The sequence below is a fragment of the Halovibrio sp. HP20-59 genome (genome assembly GCF_033052795.2).
Taxonomy (GTDB): domain Bacteria; phylum Pseudomonadota; class Gammaproteobacteria; order Pseudomonadales; family Halomonadaceae; genus Vreelandella.
Genome location: NZ_JAWJUW020000009.1, coordinates 24,164 through 44,700, shown reverse-complemented (window position 1 = coordinate 44,700; position 20,537 = coordinate 24,164). Strand labels below are relative to the sequence as shown.

Sequence of the window (20,537 nt, the reverse complement as noted above, 5' to 3'; positions counted from 1 at the left end):
AATATCAGGTCTATCACTTTCGACACTCCTCATTACTTTTTACATAACTATCAACTCCGCTGTAAGTTCCTATTGCTGCTGAGCCAGCTTCAATTGTTAGACCTGTCGCAGTTGCACTTTGATAAGCTGGAATAAAGTCTTCAGGTAAACTTCTAAATAGCTGAAAGGTTCCAGGCTTTTGTATGGGCCTTAGCAATCCACCGACAGAAGTGCCTAAATTCGCGCCATCGATAGCTAGATTGCCCCACTGCTCTCCCAACTGGTTGACAGCCGCTTCGCGTGCAAATCCCTTTCCACTCTCAGAATAACCCTCCTGAATATTGCTAATGCCTAGACCCGCAATAGGCGCGCCAACTATACAGCCTGCTACAGTTTCACAGAGGGCTCCTCCCAATAAAACCTGCCCGCCGCCACCCACGACAGTGGCTGTACGTGTGAGCACATCCATACCTTCATCCCGAATAAAGCGTGGAATCATTCTTGAGTGAAATTTGATAGTTTCCCAAGCACTCAACCCCAACGGATCCACCATCCCCGTTGGATTGGTCACATAGCCATACAAATTCGTGCCGCCGTTGAGGCCAATCGGATCCTGACTGATATACCGCCCTTGCCGCGGATCGTAGTAGCGGTGGCGGTTGTAGTAGAGCCCTGACTCTTCATCGTGCCATTGGCCCTGGAATCGGATCGGTTGGGTGACATTGCGCACGGCGCGTTGGTTTTTGATTGCCGCCCAGTCGTCCGGTTCGGCCAGCCAGCGGGGTTGGCCGCTGGGGGTGACTAGTTGCATCGGCGTACCCAGGGCGTCGGTGACGTAGGCGCTGAGTACCTGGCCTTGCTGGGTGTCATCAATACGCAGCATGGGCACAAAACTACCCGGCTCGTAGACCACGGTGGTGCGCTGGTTATCGGTTTCTTCCCGCACGATGCGGTCGCCGTCCCAGCCGTAGTGGGTGGTGGCCGTGGTGCCGTTGGTGTGGCGCACGGTTTTGCTGATGCGTCTGCCCAGGCCGTCGTAGCGGTAGGTGGCTTCGCGGGTAGCGCCCAACTCGCTGGCGTGGATCAGGTGCACTAAGCGATTCGCGCCGTCATAGCCCAGGGTTAAGCGTTCACCGTTTGGCTGTTGGCGTTCGATCAGGTTACCGGCGCCGTCGTAGCGGTAGCGCGCCCCGTTGAGCTGAGTAAGGCGGTTGTCAGGCAACGCCTGCTGCTGCTCTAACCGATTGCCCGCCGCGTCTACGCTGTAGCGGTGGGCGTGATCGCCGTGCTGGCTGCCGATCAAACGCCCGGCGGCATCGTAACTGTAAGCAATGACTTTGGAACCCGGATCGCCTTCGATGCTGCGGAAGCTCATCCGGCCCAGGGCGTCGTATTGATAGCTCTGCTGGCTGGCGGTGTCCGGGCTGCGCAGCGTGAGGTGATCCAGCTGGCCCAGGTTCGTATACCCGCGCTCCAGCACCAGCGGCTGATTGTGCGCACTGGCGCTGGTGCTGAGACGGCGTTGGGTTTCCCGGTGTAGGGCATCAGGTTCCAGGGCGATCTCAAGATCCAAGCCGGGGGCGCTTAGGCCGTGCAGGTGGCCGCTGCCGTAGGTGTGCCAGTTAAGCGCCGGGAGGTCGCCGAACTGGCTGGCCTGGGGCGCGCCGGTCGCCGTCAGGCTATGCTGGTGTTGCCAGCTCCAACTACTCTCACCTGTTAGGCCCGCATGTTGCTGCTGTTCGCCGATTAACCGCTGGGCGTCGTCGTAGCTGAATGTGACCTCGCCGTGGTCATTGGTAACGCTGATGAGTTGGCCGTTCGCACCCCACTGATAGTTTTCACTACTGGCCGGGGCGTGTTCCGTGGCGGGCAGGTGCCGGGCGGTGAGGCGACCGGCTTCGTCGTAGTCGTACCGGGTCACCAGCGGCTGGCCGTCGGGGCCTGTGCGGTTGGCCTCAATGCGTTCGATCAGTCGTCCGGCGTCATCGTAGCGGTACTGCTGCTCCCGTCCGTCGGGGCCGGTCTCGCTGGCTAAGCGATCCATCTCATCGTAAGCAAAGCGGTAGACGGCGCCGTTGCCCAGGGTGAGTTCGCTGAGGCGGCCCACGTCATCATAGGCGGTGAACTGCTGGCTGCCATCGGCCTCGATGCGCTGCACCGGGCGGCCGTGGTCATCAAAGAAGAACTGCTGCCGAAACCCTTGCGGGCCTTCCAGCTCTACCAGCCGCCCTAAAGAATCTACATGATGGTGCCAGTAGAGCCCGTCGGGAAGCTGGGTGGCAATGCGCCGGCCCATTTTGTCATGCTGGGTGCGGGTGGTCTCGTTCAGGGCGTTGGTGACACTGGCCAGATAGCCGTGGCTGTCATAGGCGTACTCGGTGCGCTGCTGAGAACAATCGATCTGGGCGGTAATCTGACCCAGGGCGTTCCACTCACGCTGGTGGGTAGCCCCGCCCGCATCGGTGACGGTGGTCGGACGGTCGGGCAGGTCGGTATTGTCGTAGGCGAAGGCGGTGGTGCCTTCCGGCCCGGTGACCGCCAGCGGATGGCCGAGGTCGTTACGTGTGATCTGCCAGCGCTGATCGTCAGGGCCTTCGATGCTCACCGGCTGGCCGAGAGCATCCCGCTCAATGACCCAGCGGGTGCCGTCCGGGCCGGTCTGGGCGATCACCTGGCCGTGGTCGTTCCGTTCAATCAATGCCTCGTGACCCAACGGATCCACGGTGGCTACTTTGAGACCGGCACGGTCATAGCGGAACTCAATACACGAGCCGTCGGCGCGGGTGTGGGCCGTCCAGCGGCGACCGGGGCCGCTGCCCACAAAGTGGTAGCGCTCCTCCCGGCCCAGACTGTCGGTGACCAGGGTGTGATCGACATGATACGTATAAGAGCGCGCCAGGCCACCGGCTTCCTGCTGGCCCACCACGCGGCCATCCGGGGCGTGGCGATCCCAGCTGTAGTGGGCTTCCATACCCCCAGATACCCGGTGGGCGGTGAGCATATGGTCTTGCCACTCGAACTCGCGCACCACCTCGCCGTGGCGTTGGCGTACTGCAATCAGGTCACCGGCGGGGCTAAACGAGTAGCGCACCAGCCAGTCGTCCGCTGCTTCGCCGCCGTGGGCTCGCACCAGCTTAATGCCGGTCAAGCGTTGCCCGTTATCGCCCTGCATGGCGGGTAACAGGGCATCGTAGACCAGCTGGTAGTGGCGCTGGGCGCTGTCGATCACCCGCACCAATAGCTCACCCTCCCAGCGGTACTGGGTGGCATAGCCGTTGCGGTCGCGCTCTTCGATTAAGGGCCAGCGGGCAGGGTTATCTCTTGAACTATCACCTGAAGGCGTACCCGAGGTGGTCGCCGTATCTGCTGGATTGGGAGAGGCTGGGCTGGCAAACACATAGTAAAGCCCGCTGGCGTCGCTTAACACGATACGTTCGGGATCCTGGCGCAGCGCCTCATCCAGTGCTTGCCAGCGGGGCGCGTGACTCTCTTCATCGGCTGAAGCGCCCCCACGGCGGATCCACAGCTGTTCGGTAGGCGAGAAGCGCGCCTGACCGGGGGCCAGTGGCCCAAAGGTAATCGCACGGCCCTGGGCATCGTGGACAATACAGGCATCATCGTTAAGGGTGATGGAGAGGCTTTCGCCGGGTACCGACCAGCCCTGACCGAGTACCCCAATTCGCCCGTCACTGGAGAGATAACCCCGGCTAAACACAAAGGGTCGGGGCGCAGGTAGCGCAAAATCGGTCTCCGCGGGCAGCAGCTTGGCGCCCAAGAGTGGATTAACCGGGCTGCCCACCGCGGGTTGGCAGGCGCTGCAGTCGTCGGCTAAGCCGTCGGTGATATCGATATCGTCCAGCGCTAACGGCGTGGCGGCGGTGATATCGCTGCTGAGCAGTGGGGTCTGGTGCGGTTCGAGGGTGACGTCCTCGCTCTCCTCGGGCTCGGCCTCCCCGGGTAAGCGGGGCAGCACAATGGCGTGGCCCTGGCCGCGCCCGGGGCTGCCGCCGGAGTTGATCTTGACCTGGGGGCCGACAATGGTCACCCCGCCAGGGTCGAGCTTGATAAAGCTACCCCCGGCTTTCAGGGTGATCTCGCTGCCTGCTTCCAACACGATCTGGCTGCCCGCCTTGTGGTGCAGCTCGCGGCCGATCTCGACCAGTTGGGCTTCACCGTAGACCTCATGGCGGGTTTGATCCACCTGGAGGTGGTCATCGCCCTTGATCTGGGTGTATCGCTTGCCGTGTACCGTCAGGTGATCGTCGTTGTCGATCTCACTGAGGCGGTTGCGATGCAGCTTGAGGTGGCTGTCCCGGCGGATCTCCTCGGTGCGGTCGTTAAGCGTCAGTAGCTCCAGGTCTTTCTGAGCATGCAGCCAGATCTGCTCCTGGTCGGTGGCGTCCTCAAAGCGCAGTTCGTTAAAGCCTGCTGACTTATGGCTTTGGGTACGGATCACCGTGCGGGTCTTATGCGCCGGCAGCGGGTAGGGCGGGGTATTCACCGCGTGGTAGGTGCGTCCGGTAATCAGCGGCTGATCGGGGTCGCCCTCTAAAAACGAGACAATGACCTCATGGCCGATCCGGGGGATCGCCATGCTGCCGTAGCCACCGCCTGCCCAGCCCTGGGCGACCCGTACCCAGCAGCTCGCCGTCTCGTTGGGTTCGGCATAACGATCCCAGGGAAACTGCACCTTGACCCGGCCGTGTTCGTCGCAGTAGATCTCTTCGCCTTCGGGGCCGACCACAAAGGCCACCTGGGGGCCATCGACGCGCGGCTTGGGGTTGGGCACCGGGCGGAAGGTCTGATCCCGGGGCATGATCACCACCTCGTTATGGTAGCGGGTCATCAGCTCGCCTGCTTGCGCGGCGCTGGCCCCCCCATTGTTACTGTCATAGCCTCCCCGTGCCATGCCGTCCTCTTCCAGGGCCTGGGGCTGCTCGCCGTGGTGTACCACAGAGACCACCTGCCAGGCACGGTTAAGGCTATCGATATCGTGGTCGGTGAGGGTAAAGCAGATGCCGGGGGCGAGTTCCGGTAGGTCACTCTCGGCCTCAGCGGTGGTGGCGTCGGCGCGCAGGGACTCTAGCCGGTGGCGGGTGAAGGGCTTGCCGGAGGCGTCCTTCTTATAACGGCCGGGGTAATCAAAGTGCTCGTAATCCTCTCGCTGGGCGTGTTCGCCCAGGTTGGGAGCGTGGTGTTCGTGTCGTTGGGCGTAAGCGGGGTTTTTAAAGGTGTAGTCTTTGAGCATCGCCGAGGCGGGGCGCACGCGGCTGGCCTGACGCAATTTACGCAGGTGGCGTCGGGGCGGCGTGCCCCCGGCGCGGCCGTGGTAGGTGCGCTCACCCACGCTGGGCAGCACCACCGTGGCATCGGCAAACACCAGCTGGTGCTTGCCGCCCTCGGCGTTCTCGAACTCATGGAAATAGAAGCAGCCCTCTTCGGCGGCTAAACGCTCGATAAAGGCTAAGTCGGTCTCCCGGTACTGCACCAAATACTCACGATCAAGGGGCGTGCGGATGGTGGCAAAGCCGATATCGATGAGGCTGCGCTCATTAGCGAGGGTACTGATGGCGTCAAACGGCGAGGTGTCCTGAAAGATCCGCGAATTATGGCGCAGCGATAGCCGCCACAGCGCGGGACGAATCTCCACCCGATAGAAGCTGCGACGGTGCCCCCTATCGCCGCGGTGCAGCTCACTTATAATGCCATGCACGCGGCGTAGCGGCTCGCCGTCTTGCCAAATGGTCAGGGTGGCATTTTGATCCAAGCAGTCGCTGGGCGACAGGTCGTGGGTGCGGCTGGCAAACTCAACCGAGAGCGCAAACGGCTCAGACAGGGCCTCACGATGGGTAAAGCGCACCACGGCGGTGTCATCGGCCCCGGGTAGGGTCAGGGTAAATTGCAGGCCGGTATTATCCGCCATCGCGCCGCTCCTTGGACCATTGCCAGTAAATGAGAAGCGGTCAGAATAGCGAGCGGGGGCCAGAGAGCAAGGCCTGAAGGGCAAGTGACAGCGATCTCTTACGCGTGTAAGAGGTCGCTTACAAGATTTTAAGCCATGGCTTACAAAAAGGCGGCTTGTACACGTAGCTTAAGTGGTGTGCGCTGTGAAAAGGGGCGCGTTTAACTGGCTAAACTGAATGCTGATGTCTATCTAACGCAGGTGTCAAATTTTGCGATGTGCTGACTAACCGATTAGCGGCCTCGCCCAGCGGGGCTAGCTGTTCGGTAATCAGGCGCAGCTGACTTTGGATAGGGCGGTAGAGCGTCATCATTGGGTCGTCCGCGGCTACCGCGTTCTGCCCTTCCAACTGGACCAATAGTTGAGTGGCTTGGTCCGTTAACGGCTCAACCGGCTGGCGCTGTTTTAACCGTTCAGCGATTAGGCCCAACAGCTCACCAATGCGTTTTGCTACCGGTATCAATGTGGCATCGTCTTCATCGTCAGCCAGCTGGTGACGGTGGGCGCCCAGCGCAGAAAGGTGGCTTAGCAGAGTGTTTGAGAGCACCAGAAAGCGCAGGCCATTGTCGGCGTCCTGCTTACGGTAGTGCCCCGGCTCGTGGAGCATATTGGTCAGCAGCGTAGAGAGCGCTGCGTCGGCGTTATGGGCATTACGCCGTGCCAAACGGTAGGCTAAGTCATCTTGCTTGCCTTCCTCGTATTGGTGAATAATTTCTTCAAGATAGCGGCGATGGTTGTTCAGCGCGTTGGATGCCTCGCGATATAGCCTGCGCCCCTGCCAGTCGGGCAGAATAAAAAACACTGCTAAGCCCGCGATCAACGAGCCAATCAGGGTATCGAATAATCGGGGTAAGATTAGGTCATAGCCGTCGCCCACCTGGTTAAAGCTACACAGCACCAGCAGCGTGATGGACGCGGTAGCGATCACGTAGTGTTTCTCACGATTGGCAAAGAACGACACCCCGGCGGCCACGGCGATCATGCTTTGTACCAGCGGATGGGGAAACAAGCTGATTGATGCCCAGCCCACCACCAAGCCCAATACCGTGCCCATAATCCGCTGTGATAAAAAGCGCCGCGTGGTGGCAAAATTAGGGCGACAAACGAACAACGTGGTGAGCAGAATCCAAAAGCCCTGCGCGGGGTCGATCCACTGCATGATCCCGTAGCCGGTCATTAGCGCAATAGAAAGTCGCACTGCGTGGCGAAACGTGGGGGAACCAAGCGTAAAGTTCAGGCGTACCCGCTTCCAGGCTTCCAGTAAATTCGATGGCGAACGGTCAAAAAGAGCGCTGTCGCGCCGCTCATCGCTGACGCTGGGATTGTGGGCACTGGCCAGCTGGCTTTCCAGGGTGGCTAGATTCTCTGCCAGCGCGCTCAGCGGGTACAGCAGCGGGCGCCACTCGGGTTTGCCCCGGTCACGCAGGTTCTCTATGGAGGCGTGCAGGTCGGCCAGCGCCTCTTCGCTCTGCTGGTGATCAAACGGGCGATTGAGCAGCAGGGATTTGGCCAGCTGGCGGCAGGAGCGCCCTTGTTGATCCAATAGTCGCTGGCAGCGGAACAGCACATCGTGGTGGAAAAAGGCTTTGCTGAGCGCGCTATACGGGTAATGGGTAGAGCTGGCGCGTTCATGAATATCCTGGGCAATAAAATAGATGCGCAGGTAACGGTTGAGCTTGCGGTCGCCGCGCTGGCCTTCCAGGCGTCTGAAAATCATCTCTTTGGCTTGGTTAAGCGCCGCCACAACCTTGCCGTTCTGGCGTGCTAGGGCCACCCTGCGTGCTTCCACATCGACACCGCGCACCGGTTCAAACAATGCTGATTTCAAAATCAGAAACTCGCCCAGCGCCTTGTATACCCGCGCCATGCTCTGTTTGACTGGCTGGCGCGAAAATAGCGCGCACCACAGCACTGAAATAAGCCCGTACCAGACGGCCCCCGCCAGCAGCAACAACTGACGCGCGGCCACGTCTTCATCCACCCCGCCGTGTTGTTCAATATTGATCATTGAATAGATCGACAGAATCAGCGTACCAGAGGCGATAGTGGCGTAACGCTGACCGATAGCGCCGAGCATGATCAGGCAAAAGGTCGAAAGCCCTAGTCCCACTACAAACAGCCACGGCCATGGAAACAGCCACTGCACAATAAAAGACGCCGAGGTAAAACATACCAGTGTTACCAGTAGGGCCTGCAAACGCCCCTGCCAGCTGTCGTCAGTTTCAGACAGGGCGCAGGCGATAATGCCCAGAAATAGCGGAATGACCAGCGCCACATCGCCCATTAAGCCGCTAAACAGCAACGCACCGCTGAACGCGATAAAAACGCGCAGGCTGTAGGCGAATTTATCCAGGGTCCAAAGGCGCCGCAGCGGCAAAGATAGGGGCATAGAAGCTCTTATAGGTGATTATTAGACTTTAGTATAAGGGCTTAGTATAGAGGGTTTGGGCTTGGTTTGTCTTTAAGTAACGCTAGAAAGAAAGCCGTGAAGATTGGGTGAAACGCAAAGCATGTTGAATCCCCCGCCACGCTGTCGTGGCGGGTGGAGACTACAAATACTTGAGTAGCCGTTGCAGCTTGTTCATATCGGCGGAATCACCCACTAACCGCACGCTGCCGTTCATCATACCGTCAAGAAACGCCTGCTGGGTTGGCTTTTTGAGGACTTTCAAGGCGGTATCCTGATCGCGGAAGCGCAGCTCAAGATCTAAGTCGACGGGCAGCCCTTTACCAGTGCTAATACCTTTCGGTGTCATCCGGTAGTGGCGGGCAATACTTAGATCTTCTGTGGCAATCCCCCAGTCCAGGCCGCGCATTCGTTCTAACTGTTCACGAAAGCGCGGTTTGCGGCGCAAGGCACGTTTGAGCAAAAAGCCCAGCAGCCACAGCGTCAGCTTGAGTTTCATTAGGAAACGGCGTCCTTAAGTGCTTTGCCTGGCTTGAAGGCAACGTTTTTGCTGGCCGGAATTTGTAGCGGGGCACCGGTTTGCGGGTTTTTGCCAGTGCGCGCCGCGCGCTCGCGCACGGTAAAAGTGCCAAAGCCGATCAGAGCAACGTCTTCACCCTTGGAAACACTATTAGTGATTTCATCCAGAATAACATTCAGCACTTGGCCCGCTTTGTCTTTGGACAAGTCGGCACTTTCAGCGATAGCAGCAGCGAGTTCAGGTTTGCGCATAAGGAATCTCCCTTGATTAATTATCGAACGTTAAACACATGCATGTTGTTGGGCACGACACCACGATTAGGTTAGCGTCTCTAGCCTAGTCGTGAACGCGGCGAAAATCAGCCTAGCAGCGCAGGTGCCGCTCTGGAAAGCTCCACTTTCCTTCTCACGCAGCTGCCTGTCAACGCAAAACCAATCAAACGTCCGTATTTATCTTCGGCTAAGGCACTGAAATTACCGTCTTCGCCTTCAATCCGCCAGTGTTCTGGCGTGGTTTTTGGCGGGTAAGCGACCACTGGCAGCAGCGGGGTTTTAACGATAACGGGCCAAGCGCCAAAGTTGACGGGGGTTGGCGTGCCAGCCAGGGTAGCCGCCAGCGCCTTTGCACTCGCTTGTAGCGGCTGTACGTACATGGCATTCACGCCGTCCACGCAGGCCACATCGCCCAGGGCGTAGATGTCGGGGTGCGATGTGCGTAGCTGACGGTCGACCTCAACGCCGCTTGCCGATACCGTTAAGCCTGCTGATTCGGCTAGCGCTGTCCGCGGGGCTAGACCGGTGGCCATCAGCACGACGTCAGCATCGAGCGTATCGGCATTATCCAACGTTAATGCCACACCGTCGTCGCTGCTTGGTGCTATTGAATCAATCGTGCGGCCTAAGTGGAGACGGATGCCTGCCTCGCTGAAAGCATCGCCTAAGGCATTACCCAATGGCGGCGGTAGCAGGCGGGGAAGCAGCGTCGCTTCAGGGGCAACGACGCTAACCTGGTGGCCGCCGGTGTTGAGGTCGTTGGCAAATTCACAGCCAACGAGACCCGCGCCAATAATCGCCACTCGACCCGGGTTGCCGCCTAAGGCGGTATGAAAGCGGCGGTAATCGTCTAGATCGTTGATGGTAAAGCAACGTGGGGCCACGCTAGGGTCGATACTGAAAGGCACCCGTGGCGCCGCGCCGGTGGCTAGTACCAAGGTGTCGTAGCGCAGGCGATCACCGCCTAGCGCTTGGCTGTCGCTAAGAAGAACGGTTTTGTTATCCACATCCAGTGCGTTTGCCTGGGCGTGGATAACAACGCGGGCATCTAGCTCTTCGCCCAGTTGAGCGGCATTTCGTTGAGCCAGCTTGTCGGGTTTCAAGTCCTTGGCAAAGCCGGTGGACAGCAGTGGTTTGCTGTAATCGTCACCGCTGTCGGCGCTAATCAGCGTTATTGTACGTTGCTCACCCAGTCGGCGAAGCGCGCGCGCAAGACCGACCCCCGCCATGCCCGTGCCTATAATCACCAGCGCAGCGTGAGACATTGAAGATACCTTATTCGTTGACGTTCTCTGGGTCGTTGACGTCTTCTGGGTATAGGATGCTGACATGCAGACACCAAAAAGGGACGCTAAAAAAAGCGCGGGAACAAAAGCCTACCAATGCCCCATGTTACACTAGCTGCTCCGTTTATTGTCTTGGAGAACTCGGTGACGCCTGCTGCTTTTCGGCAACCGCCGCTATTTCCGCGTTGGCGCCCCATTCACGCTGCGCGGCCAGCAATGAGCAGCGCTTGGTGGCAGTGGGTGGCCTCAACCGACTCATTGACCGCTCGCTTAATCGCCGCTGGGAATGGAAAATCTTTTCGTGTGCGGGTGTTACGCCAATGCATCGGCTTGCCGCAGCGCGACGAAGCGTTAGCACTTAGTCTTGCGCCCCGCCGCTATGCCTGGCTACGGGAAGTAGCGCTGTGCCTAGATGAAACGCCTTGGGTGGTGGCTCGCTCGGTCGCCCCGCTTGCGCAGCTAAAGGGCCAGCGTTTGGAGCGCCTGGGCGAACGCTCGCTAGGCAGCTGGCTATTTCGCCAGCCAGGTGTGGTGCGCGGGCCGCTGGAAGTAACGACTCACTCTCCCTCGTTTGCTAGCGTTAGCGGTATACAAAACGACTGCGCTTGGGGCCGTCGCTCCGTTTTTTATCATGGCTCTAAGCACGGCTATCAACACGGTGGCCTGTCACTATTAGTGCAGGAGTTCTTTTTGCCGGCGATGACGGATGACCTTGGTCTGCCTTCGCGCTAAAGTCGTTGAATTATAGTGTCTCATTTCGAGAGGTAAGCATGGATCGTTCACTGCTGCGGCCGAAGGGATTTGCTCGCGTGGCTGATTTTCTACACTTAATGCGCTTAGACCGACCCATTGGCACCTGGCTGCTGATGTGGCCGACGCTGTGGGCCCTGTGGATTGCTGCGGATGGAGTGCCCAAACGCAATGTGCTGCTGATTTTTATCGCCGGGGTGTATGTCATGCGCGCGGCGGGATGCGTGGTCAACGACTACGCCGATCGGCATTTTGATGGCCATGTGAAGCGCACTAAAAATCGCCCCCTGGCGACGGGGCGGATTAGCGAAACCGAAGCCCAGTCGCTGTTTGCCGCCTTGGTGGCCGCTGCCTTTGTACTGGTTTTACTGACCAACTGGTTTACCGTTTTGCTCTCGCTGGGCGGCGTCGCGCTGGCGATTATTTATCCGTTTATGAAGCGCTACACCCACTTCCCGCAGGTAGTGCTAGGGGCGGCTTTCTCCTGGGCGATTCCGATGGCCTTCGGCGCCGTGCAGGGCCATGTTCCGCTGGAGGCTTGGTTACTGTTTGGCGCCAACGTGCTGTGGACAGTGGCCTACGATACCCAATACGCCATGGTGGATCGCGACGATGATGTAAAAGTGGGCATTAAATCCACGGCCGTGCTGTTTGGAAACGCCGATCGTTTGATAATTGGTTTACTCCAGCTGGCAACGTTAGGGTTGCTGGCGTGGGTGGGCTGGCAGGTAGCGTTAGGCGGGTTCTTTTGGTTAGGGCTTGCTGCCATGGCGGCAACGTTTATACATCAGCAGCGGTTGATTTACCGGCGCGAACGAGGCGCGTGCTTTCAAGCGTTTCTGAATAATTTTTGGTCGGGCCTGCTGATTTTTGCGGGTATTATATTAAGTTGGTGGCCGGCGGTGGGCTAATAGTGATGGTTGTCATGTAACTGTCATCAAGTCATGGTGTGATCGTCACTGACATGTCATTAAACTTTTTTCTCTGAGCTAGTTTTCATTGAACTAGATTTCTTTGAGCCAGTTTTCTTTGAACACCGTGAGGCTCTGGTATGACCGCCAAAACCGTTCTGATTGTCGATGATGAAGCGTCGATTCGCGAGATGATTGCGGTGGCGCTGGAAATGGCTGACTATCGCGTGTTGGAAGCGGATAACGCCCAAGATGCCCATGCCATGGTGGTCGACCATCAACCTGATTTATTGTTACTTGACTGGATGATGCCCGGCACCAGCGGCATCGAGCTGGCTAGGCGCTTAAAGCGTGAAGAGGCAACCGCCGAGATACCCATTATTATGCTGACCGCCAAAGGCGAGGAGGATAATAAAATTCAGGGGCTTGAGGCCGGTGCCGATGACTATATTACTAAGCCGTTTTCGCCGCGGGAATTGGTGGCGCGTCTAAAAGCCGTGCTGCGTCGTGCCACACCGCGTGGCGTTGAAGATCCCATCGAGATCAATGGCTTGCTGCTGGACCCCGTGAGCCATCGGGTCAGTGCTCACGGCAAAGCGCTGGAAATGGGGCCCACCGAGTACCGTTTGCTGCAGTTTTTTATGACGCACCAAGAGCGCGCTTACACGCGTAGCCAGTTGCTTGACCAAGTATGGGGCGGCAACGTTTACGTTGAAGAGCGCACGGTCGACGTGCATATTCGGCGCTTGCGTAAGGCGCTGGGCGATGTGCATCAAAACCTGATTCAAACGGTTCGGGGTACCGGATACCGTTTCTCCGCACGGGTGTAAATGTGCGCTTATGGAGCCGTGAACTGTGGCGACTAGCCTGGCTGGCAACGCTGGGTACTTGCATTGGCTGGCTGCTAGGCGCGGCTGGGCTGGGGCTTTCGGCAGGGCTTGCGGTATGTCTCTTTTACCATTTGCGCCGGCTCCGTGAGCTTTACCTGTGGTTAACCCTTCAACCCCACGATGAACCACCCGCCGCCCGCGGGATGTGGGGTGAGCTGTTTGACCGTTTATACCGCTACCAAAAAAGCCAGCGCATCACCCAAAGTCGACTGCGCGCGACCTTAGCGCGTATTCAAGAATCGTCGGAAGCGATGCGCGACAGTGTAGTGATGCTCGATCGCCACGGCGATTTAGAGTGGTGGAATAGCGCGGCGACGAACATGCTGGGGCTACAAACCGCCCATGATCGCGGCCAGCATATTACCAACCTTCTGCGTGACCCGAGCTTTATTCGCTACTTTAATTCCCGCGATTACAGCGAACCGCTGACGCTAACCTCGCCGATAGACGAGCGGCGTATCCTGCAGTACCAAATCACCCTGTACGGCGACGACGAGCGTTTGGTAATGGCTCGCGATATCACCCGTTTGCATCGCCTGGAGCAAATGCGCCGCGACTTTGTCGCCAATGTGTCGCATGAGCTGCGTACGCCATTAACGGTGCTTTCCGGCTATTTGGAAACCTATAGTGATATTAGCGATCAGCTGCCGCCACGTTTAGGGCGCAGTATTCAGCAAATGCAGGAACAAACCCAGCGCATGCAAAATTTGGTCAATGATCTATTGCTGCTGTCACGCTTGGAAATTGATCAAGGCGGAAAGGACCACCATCCTCTGTCGCTTGGGCCGCTACTCCAGAGTGTATGCGACGATGCGTTGGCACTATCACACCAGCGTCATACCATCAGCGTGGCGGTTGAGAACGACGCCCGTTTGCTGGGTAGCGAACAAGAAATCCGCAGTGCCGTTTCTAACCTTGCCTTCAATGCCGTGCGCTACACGCCACCGGGCAGTCACATTACCTTACGCTGGAAAGCGACTGCTAACGGCGACGGCTGCATCGATGTCGAAGATGACGGTGAAGGGATTGACCCGGTGCATATACCTCGTTTAACCGAACGTTTCTACCGCGTTGATAAGGGCCGCAGCAAAGCGACCGGCGGCACCGGTTTAGGCCTGGCAATCGTAAAGCATGTGTTGTTACGCCACGATGCCCAACTGCAGATTGAATCCCACCCCGGTAAAGGCGCGCTGTTTCGCTGCCTCTTCCCCGCCTCGCGACTCTTTTAATTTAGCAAATGTCTCGCCGCACGATATTTGTAGAAGTATGTAATATTGACATGTAAGGGTGGTTCAGTGTTACGCATGTGCCTTTTTTACACACTTCTAAAGGGTTTATTGTGTCATTGAGGCACTCCTTTAGGTATTGTTTTATTTATTAACTCTCTGTTTTTAAATAGATAATTTTTTTATTTTGGCTGCTTGGCATATCTTCTGCAGCATAATGGTTAAGTGAATAGACAGTACTGTAAAAACAGTCTTATTCAATCAGTTAAGATATCAAAGAATGCTTCACCATAGGACGATGAAGCGAACAACAGGATGTTGAAAGGCAAGGATGTCACAGGATTCAAGGATGAATCGGTAGGTGGTCAAAACGCTGGTCAGGGTTAATTCCAAGGTTGGATCCCCGCACAAGGAGTGGAAGCTAGCGTTAGTTACTACCTATACTTATTCTGATATCGGGCCCCACATTGTTGGGGCCTAATTTTTGTGCGATTACTTATTTTCGCTCCTTACGCTGATGCCTGCTGGCTTAATGAAAGACAAGCATGACGGAAACGTTTGGTAACAAATCTTTGCATTTGTCGCGAAATACACTACTATTAAGTGGCAAAGAAAAATGCTCAAGGATGTCACATTGATAGGGATACATAGCGATTCATGGAATGAATCAGACGGCAATCAAAACGCTAGTCAGGGTTAAAATCCAAGGTTGGAGCCCCGCAAAAGGAAAGGAAGCTAGCCTTAGTTATTGTCTACACGTTGTGTCCTTAGGCCCTGCTGTTACGCAGGGCCTAATTTTTGCCAGCATATCAATGGTGGTGCCCGTCAGCGGCTTCGCTACCCTCTTGGGCGCTTTGTACCCAGACCTCTATATCAACATCACCCTGTTCCGCGAAAGTTAGGGTGAGAGGAAACTGCGCACCTTCTTTAAGCGGCTTGGTTAATCCAATCAACATTAAGTGATAGCCCCCACCAGGGCGCATGGTGTAAGTGTCACCTGCCTCGATACGCAGCTCATTGACATGACGCATCTGCATCATATCGCCATCCATCTGCATGTCGTGCAGTTCTACATCAGCACTGACAGGGCTATGTGCGCTGACCAGGGTAACAGGGACTGAAAAGGCGGTGATATCCACATAGGCAGCACCGTTGATAGCGCCTGGTGGCGTCGGTGTGGCGAAGGGGTGGGCGATACGCAGTGTGTCTGTTTGCACGTCGTGGGCCATCGCCATCGATGCCAGGGAAATCGACATAGCCCCAATCAAGAGTGCACCGCCCAGCCAGGAGATACGTTTTAACACAGGTTTTAATAGAGGTTTTAACACAGGTTTGTTCCCCGGTAGATAAGCGTTAATCAAAAGGTAGCAACGTGGTTTGGCGAGCGTTATACGTTAAGCGAGGTGTCACGGTGATGTCGTCTCACGAGCGCTTCTGTAGTGGGCATCCCACATAAGGACAGCGCCCGCCACCGCGCCGGGAATCAGGAATAAATTGGCCAGTGGAATCCAGGTAATGAGGGTGATTAATCCGCCATAGGTCAGGCTTGGCCACCAGCGTTTAGCCAAGCGCTGCCGCATATCGGTAAACGTCACCTTGTTGTTATCCATTGGATAATCCAAGTAGGTGATCGCCATTACCCAGGCCGAAAACAGCGCCCAGAGTAGCGGGGCAACTAAATTCACGCCGGGAATCCAGCTAATCACAAACAGAACGGCGGTGCGAGGTAGGATGTAGGCGAGCTTGACGAACTCCCGACCAATCGCATCAATGGCTGTTTTGGCAAGGCCGCGGTCATCCAAAGGTTCTCGGCCGGTGACTTGGACTTCCACTTTGGCGGCCAAAAAGCCGTAAAAAGGAGCGGCGATAAAGCTGGTCACTAGCGTGAAGGTAAAAAATACAACGACGATCAGGCTGATAACAAAGAGCGGCCAGATGAGCCACGATAGCCACTCAAGCCAAGCAGGCACCATCGCCATCCAATGCGCCAGCCAGCCATCAAAGCGATTGAGCACAAAGCTGAGCATGCTCACGTAGACAACCAAGTTAATAAGAATAGGCAGAAAAATATAGCGACGCATACCCGACTGATACACACAGCGTGTGCCTCGGGTAAGCGCAGTGACAGCATCCAGCATGGCGGGTTTGCTCCTTGTCGTTCAAACGTCCAGACGGCACCAGGCCGCCCAGACGTATTGCAGGAGGAAACCCCTGTTAGGTCAAGGCTTTTTTAGCACCTTAGGTTCAAGCGCGTCGGTGTCACTATGGCGAATATCCAGGCCTTTGACCAGATAGACCACGTACTCGGCGAGATTGTCGGCGTGGTCGCCTACCCGCTCCAGTGCGCGCAGTACCCACATGACGCTGAGGACTGAGGTAATAGAGCGCGAGTCTTCCATCATAAAGGTCATTAACGAGCGCATAGCGCTGCTGTATTCGTCGTCAACCAGCTCGTCTTCGCGCACGACCTGCATCGCCAGGTCGGTATCAAAGCGGGCAAAGGCAGTGAGCGCATCGCGGAGCATTTTGCGCACGTGCTCGCTGATATGCCTTACTTCAACCAAGCCGCGTACGGCACTGCCATTTTCGCCTAACAGCATGGCGTTACGGGCGATTTTGCTGGCTTCATCACCAATTCGCTCAAGGTCAGAGGTGGCGCGGATAACGGCAAGTACCAGACGTAAATCAGACGCGGCAGGCTGACGGCGTGCCAGGACGCGGGTACATTCGTCGTCAATTTGTAGCTGCAGGTCGTTGACCTGACGATCATTATCGCGCACTTGCTCTGCCAAGCGGGTATCGCCCTCCAGTAGCGCAAAGACGGCATCCTGGACTTGCTTTTCCACCAGACCGCCCATGGCCATCAGGTGGGTTTTTAGCTCTTCCAGCTCCTGATTGAACTGGCGAGAGATATGCTTGCTGTGGGTATCGCTCGTAATATCCATGGAGCACTCCTGACGTTTGTGTCGGTAGGGCCTAGGTGACGCGGCCGGTAATGTAGTTTTCGGTATGTTGCAAACGGGGGTTGGTGAAAACTTGGTCGGTGGGTCCGTATTCAACCAGCTCGCCGTGGTGCAAAAAGGCGGTGTAATCGGATACGCGCGCCGCTTGTTGCATATTGTGGGTGACCAGTACCAAAGTCAGTTCAGACTTGAGATTGCGGATCAACTCCTCAATTTTGAGCGTGGAAATCGGGTCTAGCGCTGACGCGGGCTCATCAAGCAGCAGCACGTCGGGCTGGACGGCTAAGGTGCGGGCAATGACCAAGCGCTGCTGCTGACCCCCGGAAAGCTGCCAGGCGGAGCGGTGCAAACGATCTTTGACTTCATCCCACAGTGCGGCGGAGGTTAACGCCCACTCAATAATGTCGTCTCTTTTGCGCTTGGGCAGGCGATGTTGCAAACGCAGACCAAACGCAACGTTTTCATAAATCGACATGGGGAAAGGGTTTGGGGTCTGAAATACCATCCCAACCCGCCGCCGCAGCTCGGTCACATTCATTTGCGGGTCATGAATATCCTGACCTTCCAGTGTGACTTGGCCGCTGTGGGTGACCGACTCATTAAGATCGTGCAAACGGTTAATCGCCCGTAACAGCGTCGACTTACCGCAACCTGACGGGCCGATGAAAGCCGTTACACGATGCCGGGGAACGCTAAGGGTTAACTCGCGCAACGCCACTTTCCCCGCGTAGGCGAGGCTAAAGTGATCAATGCTCAGGCAGCTTTGCTCGGACGAAAAGTGCGCCACTGGTGCCTGAGAGTTATTGGCTGAATGTAATGACGCTAGCATTCGTTTCCCCGTTGACGCCTAAGATAATGACGCAAAAATATGGCAGTTAGATTAAGCCCCAACACAATTAACACTAGCAGCAGCGCCGTGGCGTAAACCAGCGGTATGGCGGCCTGAACATCTTCGCCATGAAACGCGGTATCAAATAAATGATAGCCAAGGTGCATAAACTTGCGCTCTAAATGTAGATAAGGAAACTCGCCGTCGAGAGGCATTTGCGGTGCTAGCTTAGCGACGCCAACCAGCATTAGCGGTGCCACCTCACCTGCGGCGCGGGCCACGGCTAAAATGACCCCCGTCAGCATGGCTGGCGCCGCCGTGGGTAGCACGATGCGGGTTAGCATCTCTAAGCGCGTGGCACCTAGCGCGACGGCGCCTTCGCGCTGGTCATCGGGTATCCGCGCTAGCCCCTCTTCGGTGGCCACAATGACCACCGGTAGGGTGAGCAGGGCGAGCGTCAGCGATGCCCATAGCAGGCCGCCAGTGCCAAAAGTGGGCGAGGGCAAGGTGTCACTGAAAAACCACGTATCCAGCGAGCCGCCAATTCCATAAACAAACACCCCCAAGCCAAATACCCCATACACAATCGACGGCACGCCCGCAAGGTTGCGCACGCCGACGCGGACAACGTGCGTCAACCGCCCCTGGTGAGCGATTTCATTGAGATAAATGGCGGCCAGCACCCCAAAGGGGGTGACGATGACGGACATTAAAATCACCATCAGCACGGTGCCAAAAATGGCTGGCCACACGCCGCCACTGGTATTGGCGGCTCGTGGCCCTTCACTCAAAAATAGCCAAACGCCCTCGCTCCAGGCGACGGTTTTCTGCCACCACGACATGGCGTTCGGGGCCTGTGCGCTCACCACATTGGCCAGCGGTTGGCGCACGGTTTGGCCGTCGGCAGTCGTCAGCAGCAACTGGCTATCCTGGCGCTGATTGGCGGGGAGCGCCAAAAGCGCTGTTAAGCGCTGCCAGGCAGCATTTCCTTCCCAACGCTGATCGGGTTGCTCAAGCGCCACTAAACGGCCGATAAAGTCCCCCCAGGGGCTGCGCTCCAGGCGAATTAAATCTACCGGCTGGGCACGCTCGGTAATCTCATCAATGGCTACCCAGCGCCAACGAACCCCCTCAATATCGCGATTGCCGGTGAAGTACAGGCGTTCATCTCCGGCCTGCTGGGGTAGTGACACCTCGCGCACGACGTGGCCTGCAAAGGTATCCCCCGAGCGGAGAGTGACTTCTTCCAGCGTCGCGGGCCAAAAGTGGCCTAGCCCACGCACAAGCAGTAGTGACAGTAGCGCACCGAGCATGAGCAGGGAAAGCGCAACGCTGGCCGCGCATAGCCAGGGCCATAGGCCATTTAGCCAGTGGAAACGACGGAACGAAGCCGACACAGGGGTCATGACGTGCCTTCCATCTGATGATAACGGCGCCGCAAACGCTGGCGGACGACTTCAGCGAGCGTGTTGACCAGGAACGTGAAGATAAACAGTACCAGCGCGGCTAAAATCAGTAGGTGATACGTCTGACCGCCGGGTGAAGCTTCTGGCAATTCGATAGCGATAGCAGCGGCCATCGAGCGCATACCTTCAAAGGGGCTGACGCTAAACAGCGCGGTGTTGCCGCTGGCCATCAATACAATCATGGTTTCGCCCACCGCGCGTCCTGCCCCAATCATCACCGCCGAGAAAACGCCTGGGCCCGCTGCCTTTAGGGCGACTTTCCATAGTGCTTGCCAGCGGCTGGCACCCAACGCCTGAGCGCCTTCAAGTAACGATGAGGGCACATCGGCAAGCGCATCGTCTGCCAGTGAGTAGATGCTGGGGATAACGGCAAAGCCCATGGCAATGCCGACAATCATCGCGTTACGAGTGGCGTAATCGACCCCAAAGCGCTGGTCGAGCAGCTGACGCAGGTCGCCGCCTAGCCACTGTTGTTCTATCCAAGGAGCTAACCAGAGTGCTATCGCCACCATTAATACTAACCAGGGAACCAACCATAACCCGGCCCAGGAGAACGACAAACGGCCGCGCAGGCGGGTTTGCGCCCACTGCCAGAGTAAACCGGCAAGGGCGGCACTCAGTGGTAGCCATACAATCAGCACCAAGGCGCTTGCCAGGTGGCGCTCTACCCAAGGGGCTAAAATAAGCCCAGCAATAAAGCCCACCACCACGCCGGGAATCGCTTCCATCATTTCCAGCGCGGGCTTGATACGGCTGCGCAGGCGCGGTGACATAAACATTGCCGAGTAAATGGCAGCGCCTAAGGCGACAGGCACCGCAAACAGCAGCGCAGCAAGCGCGGCTTTGAGGGTGCCCCAAGCCAGGGGAGAGAGCTTTGCTAGCGCTAAGGTGTCGCCCATTGCCAGCAGCGGAAGGGTTTCCCAGACTAAAAAAACGCCGATAGCCAGGATGGCGAGCAACACGCCCAAGCCGCCCGCGGTGATTAAACCGGTGGCGACACGATCCTGCAGCTGGCGCAGTGGCTGCCGAGTAGAGGTTAATCGAGGTGGGATCATGTCGATATCATGGCAAAACTC

Annotated in this window: 15 protein-coding genes and 1 pseudogene; 4 read left to right on the top strand and 12 right to left on the bottom strand. The window is 57.3% G+C overall.

Annotated elements, in window-relative coordinates; genetic code table 11:
- Window positions 1-13 precede the first annotated feature (13 nt).
- The 6 genes and pseudogenes from RZA33_RS11650 to RZA33_RS11625 all read right to left on the bottom strand — a co-directional run bounded on the left by RZA33_RS11650 (window position 14) and on the right by RZA33_RS11625 (window position 10,471).
- The gene (locus RZA33_RS11650) at window positions 14-3,778 is read right to left on the bottom strand and encodes an RHS repeat-associated core domain-containing protein (protein ID WP_317507990.1); all 3,765 of its coding nucleotides are present in this window, start codon (window positions 3,776-3,778) and stop codon (window positions 14-16) included.
- A gap of 96 nt (window positions 3,779-3,874) precedes the next feature.
- Window positions 3,875-5,902: pseudogene (locus RZA33_RS11645) on the bottom strand (type VI secretion system Vgr family protein); the annotation flags it as partial.
- A 208-nt stretch (window positions 5,903-6,110) separates the two neighbouring features.
- Window positions 6,111-8,330, bottom strand: coding sequence for a YccS family putative transporter (gene yccS / locus RZA33_RS11640; RefSeq protein ID WP_317507883.1), 2,220 nt, complete (start codon window positions 8,328-8,330; stop codon window positions 6,111-6,113).
- Window positions 8,331-8,490: 160 nt separating this feature from the next.
- On the bottom strand, window positions 8,491-8,847 hold the full coding sequence (locus RZA33_RS11635; RefSeq protein WP_317507882.1) for a hypothetical protein: 357 nt from the start codon (window positions 8,845-8,847) through the stop codon (window positions 8,491-8,493).
- The gene (locus RZA33_RS11630) at window positions 8,847-9,119 is read right to left on the bottom strand and encodes an HU family DNA-binding protein (protein ID WP_317507881.1); all 273 of its coding nucleotides are present in this window, start codon (window positions 9,117-9,119) and stop codon (window positions 8,847-8,849) included. Before RZA33_RS11630 ends, RZA33_RS11635 begins: the two co-directional genes overlap by 1 nt.
- Window positions 9,120-9,226: 107 nt before the next feature.
- Window positions 9,227-10,471 (bottom strand): NAD(P)/FAD-dependent oxidoreductase, encoded by a 1,245-nt coding sequence (locus RZA33_RS11625; RefSeq protein WP_416337864.1) that lies wholly within the window; start codon window positions 10,469-10,471, stop codon window positions 9,227-9,229.
- A 51-nt stretch (window positions 10,472-10,522) separates the two neighbouring features.
- Here RZA33_RS11625 and RZA33_RS11620 point away from each other — a divergent pair, with 51 nt between their 5' ends.
- From RZA33_RS11620 to phoR, 4 genes are all read left to right on the top strand, one after another.
- A complete protein-coding gene (locus RZA33_RS11620) occupies window positions 10,523-11,158 on the top strand; it encodes a chorismate--pyruvate lyase family protein (protein ID WP_317507879.1) in 636 nt (211 codons plus the stop codon).
- Between the two features lie 38 nt (window positions 11,159-11,196).
- Window positions 11,197-12,087, top strand: a complete 891-nt coding sequence (gene ubiA / locus RZA33_RS11615) for a 4-hydroxybenzoate octaprenyltransferase (protein ID WP_317507878.1) — start codon at window positions 11,197-11,199, stop codon at window positions 12,085-12,087.
- 140 nt (window positions 12,088-12,227) lie between these two features.
- On the top strand, window positions 12,228-12,917 hold the full coding sequence (gene phoB, locus RZA33_RS11610; RefSeq protein ID WP_007112280.1) for a phosphate regulon transcriptional regulator PhoB: 690 nt from the start codon (window positions 12,228-12,230) through the stop codon (window positions 12,915-12,917).
- Between the two features lie 2 nt (window positions 12,918-12,919).
- The gene (gene phoR, locus RZA33_RS11605; RefSeq protein ID WP_317507877.1) at window positions 12,920-14,206 is read left to right on the top strand and encodes a phosphate regulon sensor histidine kinase PhoR; all 1,287 of its coding nucleotides are present in this window, start codon (window positions 12,920-12,922) and stop codon (window positions 14,204-14,206) included.
- Between the two features lie 806 nt (window positions 14,207-15,012).
- On the opposite strand, the gene RZA33_RS11600 is transcribed toward phoR, so the two are convergent.
- From RZA33_RS11600 to RZA33_RS11575, 6 genes are all read right to left on the bottom strand, one after another.
- The gene (locus RZA33_RS11600; RefSeq protein WP_317507876.1) at window positions 15,013-15,531 is read right to left on the bottom strand and encodes a copper chaperone PCu(A)C; all 519 of its coding nucleotides are present in this window, start codon (window positions 15,529-15,531) and stop codon (window positions 15,013-15,015) included.
- 78 nt (window positions 15,532-15,609) lie between these two features.
- The gene (cysZ, locus tag RZA33_RS11595) at window positions 15,610-16,341 is read right to left on the bottom strand and encodes a sulfate transporter CysZ (protein WP_317507875.1); all 732 of its coding nucleotides are present in this window, start codon (window positions 16,339-16,341) and stop codon (window positions 15,610-15,612) included.
- Between the two features lie 81 nt (window positions 16,342-16,422).
- Complete coding sequence (gene phoU, locus RZA33_RS11590) at window positions 16,423-17,148, bottom strand: phosphate signaling complex protein PhoU (protein ID WP_317507874.1); 726 nt, start codon at window positions 17,146-17,148, stop codon at window positions 16,423-16,425.
- 31 nt (window positions 17,149-17,179) lie between these two features.
- Window positions 17,180-17,995 (bottom strand): phosphate ABC transporter ATP-binding protein PstB, encoded by an 816-nt coding sequence (gene pstB / locus RZA33_RS11585; RefSeq protein ID WP_317507873.1) that lies wholly within the window; start codon window positions 17,993-17,995, stop codon window positions 17,180-17,182.
- Window positions 17,989-19,401: a phosphate ABC transporter permease PstA gene (gene pstA / locus RZA33_RS11580; RefSeq protein ID WP_317507872.1), complete on the bottom strand. Its 1,413-nt coding sequence runs from the start codon at window positions 19,399-19,401 to the stop codon at window positions 17,989-17,991. The genes pstB and pstA overlap by 7 nt, the downstream gene beginning before the upstream one ends.
- Complete coding sequence (locus RZA33_RS11575) at window positions 19,398-20,516, bottom strand: ABC transporter permease subunit (protein ID WP_317507871.1); 1,119 nt, start codon at window positions 20,514-20,516, stop codon at window positions 19,398-19,400. Before RZA33_RS11575 ends, pstA begins: the two co-directional genes overlap by 4 nt.
- Between the last annotated feature and the right edge of the window lie 21 nt (window positions 20,517-20,537).

Bases quoted from the DNA above. Each gene is read 5' to 3' on its own strand.
- phoB (WP_007112280.1), top strand. From the start codon at position 12,228: ATGACCGCCAAAACCGTTCTGATTGTCGATGATGAAGCGTCGATTCGC.
- cysZ (WP_317507875.1), bottom strand. From the start codon at position 16,341: ATGCTGGATGCTGTCACTGCGCTTACCCGAGGCACACGCTGTGTGTAT.
- RZA33_RS11620 (WP_317507879.1), top strand. From the start codon at position 10,523: ATGCCCCATGTTACACTAGCTGCTCCGTTTATTGTCTTGGAGAACTCG.
- phoU (WP_317507874.1), bottom strand. From the start codon at position 17,148: ATGGATATTACGAGCGATACCCACAGCAAGCATATCTCTCGCCAGTTC.
- pstA (WP_317507872.1), bottom strand. From the start codon at position 19,401: ATGACCCCTGTGTCGGCTTCGTTCCGTCGTTTCCACTGGCTAAATGGC.
- RZA33_RS11625 (WP_416337864.1), bottom strand. From the start codon at position 10,471: ATGTCAGCATCCTATACCCAGAAGACGTCAACGACCCAGAGAACGTCA.
- yccS (WP_317507883.1), bottom strand. From the start codon at position 8,330: ATGCCCCTATCTTTGCCGCTGCGGCGCCTTTGGACCCTGGATAAATTC.
- pstB (WP_317507873.1), bottom strand. From the start codon at position 17,995: ATGCTAGCGTCATTACATTCAGCCAATAACTCTCAGGCACCAGTGGCG.
- ubiA (WP_317507878.1), top strand. From the start codon at position 11,197: ATGGATCGTTCACTGCTGCGGCCGAAGGGATTTGCTCGCGTGGCTGAT.
- RZA33_RS11635 (WP_317507882.1), bottom strand. From the start codon at position 8,847: ATGAAACTCAAGCTGACGCTGTGGCTGCTGGGCTTTTTGCTCAAACGT.
- RZA33_RS11575 (WP_317507871.1), bottom strand. From the start codon at position 20,516: ATGATCCCACCTCGATTAACCTCTACTCGGCAGCCACTGCGCCAGCTG.
- RZA33_RS11630 (WP_317507881.1), bottom strand. From the start codon at position 9,119: ATGCGCAAACCTGAACTCGCTGCTGCTATCGCTGAAAGTGCCGACTTG.